Annotated in this window: 6 protein-coding genes; 4 read left to right on the top strand and 2 right to left on the bottom strand. The window is 66.8% G+C overall.

Features of this window, described 5'->3' with window-relative positions; translation table 11 throughout:
• Window positions 1–267: 267 nt before the first annotated feature.
• The 4 genes from G6N46_RS16700 to G6N46_RS16685 all read left to right on the top strand — a co-directional run bounded on the left by G6N46_RS16700 (window position 268) and on the right by G6N46_RS16685 (window position 7,324).
• Entirely contained in the window at window positions 268–1,677 is a 1,410-nt protein-coding gene (locus tag G6N46_RS16700) for a condensation domain-containing protein (protein ID WP_138247699.1), read from the top strand.
• A gap of 4 nt (window positions 1,678–1,681) precedes the next feature.
• On the top strand, window positions 1,682–4,657 hold the full coding sequence (locus G6N46_RS16695; RefSeq protein WP_138247700.1) for an MMPL/RND family transporter: 2,976 nt from the start codon (window positions 1,682–1,684) through the stop codon (window positions 4,655–4,657).
• Window positions 4,654–5,823 carry an acyltransferase PE gene (gene pe, locus G6N46_RS16690; RefSeq protein WP_133425846.1) on the top strand — a complete coding sequence of 390 codons (1,170 nt, stop codon included), beginning with the start codon at window positions 4,654–4,656 and terminating at the stop codon, window positions 5,821–5,823. Before G6N46_RS16695 ends, pe begins: the two co-directional genes overlap by 4 nt.
• 337 nt (window positions 5,824–6,160) lie before the next feature.
• The gene (locus tag G6N46_RS16685; RefSeq protein WP_234880499.1) at window positions 6,161–7,324 is read left to right on the top strand and encodes an IS30 family transposase; all 1,164 of its coding nucleotides are present in this window, start codon (window positions 6,161–6,163) and stop codon (window positions 7,322–7,324) included.
• 52 nt (window positions 7,325–7,376) lie between these two features.
• Here the strand turns inward: G6N46_RS16685 and G6N46_RS16680 are convergent, their stop codons facing one another.
• On the bottom strand, window positions 7,377–8,018 hold the full coding sequence (locus G6N46_RS16680; RefSeq protein WP_138247701.1) for a GAP family protein: 642 nt from the start codon (window positions 8,016–8,018) through the stop codon (window positions 7,377–7,379).
• 12 nt (window positions 8,019–8,030) lie between these two features.
• Window positions 8,031–9,743 (bottom strand): AMP-binding protein, encoded by a 1,713-nt coding sequence (locus tag G6N46_RS16675; protein ID WP_138247702.1) that lies wholly within the window; start codon window positions 9,741–9,743, stop codon window positions 8,031–8,033.
• Between the last annotated feature and the right edge of the window lie 259 nt (window positions 9,744–10,002).

Below are 10,002 nucleotides of genomic sequence, written 5' to 3'. Positions count from 1 at the left end.
CTCGACGATTGGTCGGCAGATCTACTTGACGGCCGGCTCAGTCATGAATGGCCAGTTGATCTTCCGAACGGCCACGGCCAGCTCATCTTCTGCGGGCCAGTATTACATGTAGGTTGCTGAAGCACGAGGATTATGTGCGCCGGTGGTGGTTGGTCAGCGCGGACCGCCCCACCAGGCGTAACGGCGCCGGCAAAGGTTGCCGGGGTATGTTGATGGCGCCAACAGTGTTGCCGGGCCTCTGTGTGCCCAAACCTGGGAGGAAAGTAATTGCGAATCGGGAAGATCACGATCGGAAAGATCGATGATTGGACGCCGATCCCAGGTGTTCTGACCTCCTGGCACCCCACCGAGGCGGCTCGCGAAGTGGCCCGGCGGGCACCTGTGAGTTCGGTGCCGGTCAGCTACATGCAGGGCCAGCACATCCGCGGTGTCGTCGAGCGCACGGGCTCGGGCCTGGAGTACTCCCGGCAGATCATCGCGACGTGCGAAGTCCCTGGTCAGTGCGACATCGCGGCCATGAACGAAGCGCTGAACTCCTATCTGCGCAGGCACGACACCTACCGCAGCTGGTTCGAGTACACCGGCGACGGCGACATCCTCCGGCACACCCTCACCGACCCCGATGACCTCGAGTTCGAGCCCGTCAACCACGGTGAACTGGCGGTCGAGGACGTCCGCAAGCACCTCGTGGACATCCCCACGCCGCTCGAGTGGGGCTGCTTCTCCTTCGGCATCGTCCAGAGCGAAGACAGCTTCAACTTCTACGCGGCCATCGACCACGTCCACGGCGACGCGGCGCTCATCGGCATCACGATGCTGGAGGCTCATGGCCGGTACACAGCATTGACAACAGGGGGCTCAGCGTTTGCTCTGCCCGACGCCGGCAGCTTCGACGAATGGTGCGTCCAGGAGCACGAGCGCACCTCGGCGCTGACCGTCGACTCTCCCGAGGTGCAGGCCTGGATCGAGTTTGCTGAGAACAACAACAACAGCATGCCGGAGTTCCCGTTGCCGTTGGGGAACGCCATGGAGCCGTCGGTCGGCGACATGGTCGGCGAATCGCTCATGGACCCCGAGCAGACGGCGCGGTTCGAGGCTGCCTGTGAGGCGGCCGGCGCCCGCTTCGTCGGCGGCCTGTTCGCCTGCATGGCCCAGGTCGAGCACGAATTGACCGGTGCTGCAACGTATTACGGCCTCACCCCGCGTGACACCCGGCGCACGTCGGACAACTTCATGACGCAGGGCTGGTTCACGGGACTGGTGCCCATCACCGTGCCGATCGCCGCGGCGACCTTCAACGAAGCCGCTTGGGCGGCGCAGGAGTCGTTCGACGGCAACCTCAACATGGCGCGGGTTCCGTACTACCGCGTCCTGGAGCTCGCACCGTGGCTGGACTGGCCGCGGCCCAACTTCCCGGTGTCGAACTTCCTGCACGGCGGCGCGGCGCCGCTCAACACCATCCTGGCCGCCACCGAGATGGGATACGCCAACAACATCGGCATCTACTCCGATGGCCGGTACTCCTACCAGCTGACCATCTACGTCTTCCGCTACGAGGGCGGCACGGTCATGGAGGTCATGTACCCGGACAACCCCATCGCCAAGAAGTCCGTGACCCGGTACCTGGAGGCGATGAAGTCGGTCTGCACGCGGATCGCCGACGGCGGGAACTGGTGACCACTTGCGACGGCTAGCCGATTTTGTGGTGCGGTGGCCTTGGGCGGTGATCGGCCTGTGGATCACGCTCGCGGTGGCCCTGCCCCTGGCCGTCCCCAGCCTCAACGAGATGGCCCAGAAGCATCCACTGGCGATGCTGCCCGCCGATGCGCCGTCGAACGTCGCCGCCCGGCACATGACCGAGGCCTTCAAGGAACCCGGTACCGACGACCTGCTGCTCGTCGTCCTGATCAACGACCGCGGCCTGGATCGCAACGACGAAGCCACCTACCGCAAGTTGGTGGACGCTCTGCGCGACGACCCGCACGACGTCGTCATGATGCAGGACTTCATCAGCACCCCGCCGCTGCGCAACTTCATGACCAGCAAGGACAAGAAGGCCTGGGTGCTGCCCGTCGGCCTGGCCGGCGCGCTGGGGACACCGCAGTCGTACGCCGCCTACAACCGGGTGGCCGACATCGTGCGGCACAGCACCGCCGGCAGCCCGCTGAAGATCCACCTCTCCGGACCCGCGGCCACCGTCGCCGACCTCACCGTCGCCGGTGAGAAGGACCGGATGCCCATCGAGATCGCCATCGCGGTCCTGGTGCTGCTCGTGCTGCTGGTCGTCTACCGCAATCCCGTGACGATGATGCTGCCGCTCGCCGGCATCGGCATGTCGCTGGTGATCGCGCAGGCGACGGTCGCCGGGTTGTCCCAGCTGACCGGGCTGGGAGTGTCGAACCAGGCCATCATCCTGTTGAGCGCCATGATCTTCGGCGCGGGCACCGACTACGCGGTGTTCCTGATCAGCCGCTACCACGACTATGTGCGGCAGGGCCTGGAATCCACCGACGCCGTGCGGCGCGCGCTGGGCTCTGTCGGCAAGGTCATCACGGCGTCGGCCGCGACCGTCGGCGTCACCTTCCTCGGCATCAGCTTCGCCAAGATGGGCGTCTTCTCCACGGTCGGCGTCTCGTCGGCCATCGGCATCCTGGTGGCGTTCCTCGCCGCGGTCACGCTGCTGCCCGCCATCATCACGCTCGTCGGGCCGCGTGGCTGGATCAAGCCGCGCAACGAGATCACCGCGCAGCTGTGGCGCCGGTCCGGTGCGCGCATCGTCCGCCGGCCGCGGCTGCACCTGGTGGCCAGCCTGCTGGTGCTGCTCCTGCTGGCCAGCGCCGCGGGCTTCGCAAAGTTCAACTACGACGACCGCAAGGCCGTCGCAGCGTCGGCCCCGAGCTCCATCGGGTACGCCGCGCTCGAGAGCCACTTCAACGTCAACCAATCGGTGCCGTCGTACGTCCTCGTCCAATCGCCGCGCGACCTGCGCTCCCCGCAGGCTCTCGCCGACCTCGAGCAGATGGCGTCACGCATCAGCCAATTGCCGGACGTCGCCATGGTCAGCGGCATCACCCGCCCCCTCGGCGAGGTGCCGCCGGAGTTCCGGGCCACCTTCCAGGCGGGTCTGGTCGGGGACCGGCTGACCGAGGGCGCGGGCATGATCGGCCAGCGCACCAACGACATCAACCGGCTGGCCAAGGGCGCCGACACCCTCGCGACCAACCTCGCCGACGTGCGCGGCCAGGTCGGCCAGATCGCCACGCAACTGCAGACGACGCTCGACGCCTTCACCGCGATCCGCAGCCAGTACGGCGGCAACAAGCTGGTGCAGAACGTGGAGGTCGCGGCCAAGCTCGTCAACAGCGTCAGCAAGCTGGGCAACACCCTGGGGCTGAATTACACGGCGGCCAAAGACATGTTCGGCTGGGTCGGCCCGGTGCTGGCGGCGCTGCAGAACAACGCGGTGTGCGACCTCGACCTGTCGTGCGCCGAAACCCGCGGCCACTTCCAGCGTCTGGAAGAAGCGCGCCAGGACGGCACCATCGACGAGATCAACAAGCTCGCCGGACAGCTGCAGACCATGCAGGACCAGAAGACGCTCAACGCATCGGTGCAGCAACTCCAGAGTGCGATGACCAACCTGACGAAGGTCATGCGCACCATGGGGATGGACAGTCCCGCGGGCGCGCAGGCCAATCTGACCAAGCTCCGCCAGGGCGCCGATAGGTCGGCGAGCGGCAGCCGCGAAGTCGCCAACGGGGTCGACGAGGTCGTCGAACAGATCCAGCTGATGCGATCGGGCCTCGACCAGGCCGGGGCCTTCCTGCTGTCGATGAAACAGAACGCGGGCGGCCCGACCCAGGCTGGCTTCAACATCCCGCCTGAGGTGCTGCAGCTCGAGGCCTTCAAGTCGGCGTCCAAGATGTTCATCTCGCCCGACGGGCACTCGGTGCGCTACCTCGTCCTCACCAAACTCGACCCGTTCAGCGCCGCGGCGATGGACCAGGTCAACACCATCCGCGACACCGCCCGCGGCGCCCAGCCGAACACGTCGCTGTCGGATGCCACGGTGTCGATGGGCGGCTATCCCGTGGCGCTCAAGGACACCCGCGACTACTACCAGAACGACATCCGGTTCATCATCATCGTCACCGTCGCGGTGGTGCTGCTGATTCTGATGCTGTTGCTGCGGTCGCTGATCGCGCCGCTGTATCTGGTTGGCTCCGTGGTGCTTTCGTACTTCGCGGCGCTCGGCATCGGCGTCGTGGTGTTCCAGTACCTGTTCCACCAGCCGCTGCACTGGACCGTTCCACCACTGGCTTTCGTGGTGCTCGTCGCGGTCGGCGCCGACTACAACATGCTGTTCGTCTCGCGCATGCGTGACGAATCGCCACACGGCATGCGGTACGGCATCATCCGCACGCTGTCGTCGACCGGCGGCGTCATCACCGCGGCCGGCCTGATCTTCGCGGCCTCCATGTGGGGTCTGCTGTTCTCCAGCATCGGTACCGTGATCCAGGGCGGCTTCGTCATCGGCGCCGGCATCCTGCTGGACACCTTCCTGGTGCGGACCATCACCGTGCCTGCCATGGCCACGCTCGTCGGAGAAGCGAACTGGTGGCCGTCCCGCCCGAAACCGCAGGGGAGCAACGTATGAACAAGCGACTTGCCAGCTCGTTGGCGATTGCCACCACGCTGTTGACGGTCGGTGCTTCCGGGCCCCTCGCCGACTGGATCGCGACGGCCGACGAGCCCTGGACCGGTCCCGGTTCCAGCTCTGACGCCGGCTCCGGCGGCCCGCTCGTGCCGGCCATCCCGCCGATCGGCACCCCCGGCCGTGGGTACGCACTCGGCGGCGCGCACGTCATGGGCATCCCGTACGACGAGTACATCCGTCGTACGGGCGCCGACTGGTTCCCGGGTCTCAATCGAGAGATCGTCGACTACCCCGCCGGCCAGGTGCAGGGCCACGTGCTCAGCGTCATCCCGGGCATCGACGAGCTACATCAGAAGATGCCCGAGATCGGCTTGAACGGACCCAGCATCGGTGAGTCCGTCGAGGTCGGTAAGAACAACGTCATCAACCGCGTTCAGGCCGGCGGCCCCGGCACGGTGATCGGCCTGTCCGAGGGCGCCATGGTCGTGCACGCCGTGCAGGACCGGCTCGCGTACGACCCGGCCGCGCCGCCACCGAACGAGCTGTCGTTCGCCACCTACGGTGACCCGCTCGCCATCAACCCGTGGACGCAGAGCTTCCTGCGGCAGACCTACCCCGTCGGCAGCACGGTCCCCGCGCTCGACTTCCTGATGCCGCCGGTGGTCGACAGTCAGTACGACACTTACCAATTCATCTCCGCGTACGACAGCATCGCCGACTGGCCGGACCGCCCGGACAATCTGATGGCGCTCGCGAACGCCGTCGTCGGCCTGGCCACCGGCCATACCGCGGTGGCGTTCACCAACCCGAAGAACGTGCCGCCGCAGAACGTCATCAAGACCGTCAACTCCCGCGGCGCGACGACGACGACGTACATGATCCCCGAGCAGCACCTGCCGCTCGTCGTGCCGTTCAAGTACCTCGGCATGTCCGAAGCGGACATGAATCACCTCGACGCCGTGATGAAACCCATGGTGGATGCCGGATATTCGCGCAACGACGACCCGGCGACCGCACCCGTCACCGTCGATCCCGTCAACGGCTACGACCCCGCCGCAGCCACCGCCCCGGCCACCCAGGCCGCCTTCGGTGGTGCCGCCGACCCGGTGTCACAGCTGATGTCGGGCATCAACTACGTGCTGAGCCACGGGCCGAGCGCGCACTAGGGGCCGGGCGGCTTCGGCGCGGCGCACCGAGCGTGCACACAGGGCGTCTAAATCGCCGGCAGATTCAAGGGGTCGTCACAACACCTGATTTGAGAGGTGTTGTTCGATGCATCCGAGGCGTTGGAGTCATTTGGGTAGTTATGGTGTTCCGCAGTCGGTGCGGGATGCTTTCGATGCGGCGTTGAGGTCGGGGCTGTCACCGACGGCGGCTGGAACCGTGGCAGGGGTGAGTGGTGCGACGGGTCGGCGATGGGCCAAAGAAGCTGGGTATCAAACCGATCCGCGGCATTGCGGCACGCGGTATTCGGGTGCGGTGAAAGCGTCGTTCTGGCAGGAGATGCATGCCGGTGCCACTGTGGCCGACGCCGCAGTGGTCGCGGGCGTGTCAGAGAACCAGGGCCGGCGGTGGGTCGCTCAGGCTGGATTCGTGCCGAAAACCCCCGCTCCTACCGATGATCCGTCATGCGCCGTGGTCGAACTCGATCCCGGGGTCTCGCGGGGGCCGTTGTCGTTTATCGAGCGGTGGCGCCTCGAGCAGTTGCTGACCGCCGGCGCGACCGTCACCGAGGCCGCAGCGGCTCTGGGGCGGTCCCGGACCACGATCCACCAGGAACGCAAACGTGGAGCCACCACCAGCGGATATCGGGCCTGGGTGGCTCAGGAGGTGGCCACCACCAACGCCAAGCGACCCAAGGCTCGCAAGTTGGAGTCCAACCCTGCCCTGCTGGAGCAGGTCGTGGCACGCTTAGAAAAGCACGACAGCCCGGCGCAGATCGCGGGCCGACTGCGCCTTGATTTTCCCGACGATCCGGAGATGTGGGTGTCCCACGAAACGATCTACCAAGCGCTGTATGTACAGCCGCGCGGTGAGCTGGCCCGCATCGTCAAAGAAGCCCTGCGCACGGGCCGGGTTCGACGGAAACCGCAGGGCCGCAACGAAACCGGAAGCAAAATCAAAGACATGGTCAGCATCAGCGACCGCCCGAAAGAGGCTGATGATCGGGCGGTCCCGGGGCATTGGGAAGGGGACCTGATCCTGGGCAGCACCGCATCAGGTTCGGCGATCGGCACCCTGGTGGAGCGCACCACCGGGTTCGTGGTGCTGCTGCACCTGCCGGGCGATCACACCGCCGCGACGTTGGCCGCCGCGATGAGCGCCAAAATCCCGGAGATTCCCGAGATCCTGCGCCGCTCGCTGACCTGGGACCAAGGTAGCGAGATGGCCAAGCACGCCGACATCACCAAAGCCCTCGGCCTGCCGATCTACTTCTGCGATCCGCACAGCCCCTGGCAGCGCGGCACCAACGAGAACACCAACGGTCTTCTGCGCCAGTACTTTCCTAAAGGGACCGACCTGTCGTTCTACGGACCCGGATGGCTCGACCAGGTCGCCGCTGAACTCAACGCCCGATCCCGTAAACGCCACGGTTGGCGCACCCCGGCCGAGGAACTCGACCGGCTACTGTCAGACCCGTCCACATTTGTTGCGGCGACCGCTTGAATCTGCCGCCTTGGAGGCGCGCTGGCTGCACACTCGCGGCCACAACGGGACCTCAGATCCCCAGCGCGCCCGCCGCGACGAGCACGACGCCCACCGCGGCCAGCAGGCCCGCGACTTCGTGCCGCTGGCGGGCGCGAATCCAGTTGTGCAGGTTGCTCATTGCGGTCCGCGTGCGCTGCGGGGCGATCAAATAGGCCAGCAGGGGTATCTCGACCAACGAGAACGCCACCACGTTGAACGTCACCAGCGCACCCATCCGAACCCCGGCCTCGAGGTGTGCGGCGGCGATCACGGCCAGCGCCGCGAGATAGTCGACCGAGGGCAGCGCGATGCCCAGGCCAGCGACGCCGGCGACCCACAGCGACCGGCCAGTGAGCAGCCGGGTCAGCCAGTCCGGGACGGTCCGTTCGCGCCCCTTCGTGACGGCCAGCAGCAACGCGGCCACCAGGGCCAGCACACCGATCACGATCTGAACCGTCGGCAGATTGAAATGTGCTGAGGCCCAAGCGGGTAACCGCGACTCGAGGAAGAACAGCACCACCGCGCCGACGGACAGGCCCATCAGGAAACCGCCGCACAGGAACGCGGCCAGCTGCAGGTGCGGACGGGGCCGGTTCAGCATGACCACGGACATACCGATGCGGAACGGCTCCAGGCTGACCGCGACCGCCATCACCAGCAGGGTGATCCACATAGGGGGCGCGGGCTAGCCGTCCAACCGGACGAACTGCCCTTGCCGGTACTGCTCGGCACAGGCCGACCGGCGCATCTTGCCGCTCGTGGTGGTCGGGATGGACCCGGCCTCCACCAGCACGACGTCGGCGACCTGCAACCCGTGCGCCCGCGAAATCGCCGCGACCACATCGTTTTTCAGCCCATCGAGCGCAGCGGCGTCGGCGCGCGACTTGAGTTCGATGATGGTGACCAGCTGGTCGGTGTGGTCGTCGGTCACGGCGATCGCCGCCACCCGGCCGCGGCTGATCTTCTGCACCGTCGCTTCGATGTCGTCGGAGTAGTGGTTGCGGCCGCGCACGATCAGCATGTCCTTGATGCGGCCCACGATGAACAGGTCGCCGTCGGAGAGGAAGCCCTGGTCCCCGGTCCGGAGCCAGCCCGTCTCGGGCGTGCCTTCGGGGGCATCGACCAGTGTTGCGTCGAAGGCGGACCCGGTCTGCTCGGGCTTGCGCCAGTACCCGGCGGAGACGTTGTCGCCACGGACCCAGATTTCGCCGACGACGCCGTCGGGGCACAGCTGGCAGGTGTCGGCGTCGACGATCTCCAGCAGCGGCGACGGCGCCCGGCCGTACCGCATGAGCGGCGTCCCACCCGCTTTGCGCAACGCGATGCCCTGCGTGAGTTCGTCGGCGGCGAACTCGACCACTTCCGGCGGCCGGCCATGCGCACCGCTGGCCACGTAGAGCGTCGCCTCGGCCAGGCCGTACGACGGCACCATCATCTCGGGCCGGAACCCGACGGCCGCGAAGCGTTCGTCGAACTTGATCAGAGTGGGCGGGTGGATGCGTTCGGCGCCATTGTTGATGCCGATAATGCCGCTGAGGTCGAGCTCGGCCATCTCCTCGTCGGTGACGCGGCGGGTGGCGAGGTCGAACGCGAAGTTCGGCGCGGCCGACCATGCGGGGTTGTTCCGCGACAGCGCCTGCAGCCAACGGACCGGGCGCGTGAGGAAGGCGATCGGGCTCATGAGGTCGCCCTTGTGGCCGGAGAAGATCGGAACCGCGATCCCGAGCACCAGGCCCATGTCGTGGTAGAAGGGCAGCCACGAGACCAGCGTCGACCCCGGCGGCAGCTCTCCACCGTGCTGCGACAGCAGGTCGGCCAGCAACTGCTCGACGTTCACCCGCAGGTTCCGGTGCGAGATCATCACCCCGGCCGGCAGCCGCGTCGACCCGGAGGTGTACTGCAGGTAGGCGATATCGGGCCCCGGCGGGACCTCTTCGTCGAAGTCGCGGTCCGCGTCCAGGTCGAGGGTGTCGACGGCGATCACCGCGACCATCGAGGCGCCGTCGTCCACGTTCTGCGCGGCGATGTCGAACGCGGCCGCGGTGGTCAGCACGACCGTCGGCGACGTGTCGGTGATGACGGCACTGACCCGCTCGTCATGAGAGCCCGGCAGCGGCACCGACAGCGGCACCGCGATGAAACCCGCCTGCATGGCGCCCAGGAACCCGACGATGTAGGCCAGCCCCTGCGGCGCGATGATCAGCGCGCGGTCGCCGGGAACACCGTGCATGCGGAGCTCGTGCGCCACGTTGAGCGTGCGACGGTACAGCTGGGCCCACGTCACGCTCTCGGTGACGCCGTCCCAGTCGTGGTCGTAGTCGGTGAAGGTGTAGGCCACGTCGTCGGGAGTCGCACCGGCGCGCTCGCGCAGCACGGACAGGATCGACGCATCGGACATGGCGCCAGGTTACTCAACTCACATGAGACCGGTGGTACCTGGTTTGCCGGTCAGGTGCGGCATGCGATGCGGACTGCTACGACGAATGTGCAGGTTTGACCCGAAAAACCGCGAAATCTCAACCCGAACATGCACATTCGTCGTAGCACTGCGACCAGGATGGTTGTGGAGAGCAGCCCGCGCGGTGTTCGGCCGTGAGATTCCTGTGGGTAACCACCGGCAGAGGTATCCGATCTGTCGGTGGGCGCAGCCATGCTCA

This window comes from Mycolicibacterium phocaicum (genome assembly GCF_010731115.1).
GTDB lineage: Bacteria > Actinomycetota > Actinomycetes > Mycobacteriales > Mycobacteriaceae > Mycobacterium > Mycobacterium phocaicum.
Note: the sequence above shows the minus strand (reverse complement) of the source record. Positions and strands in the feature narration are given on the sequence as shown.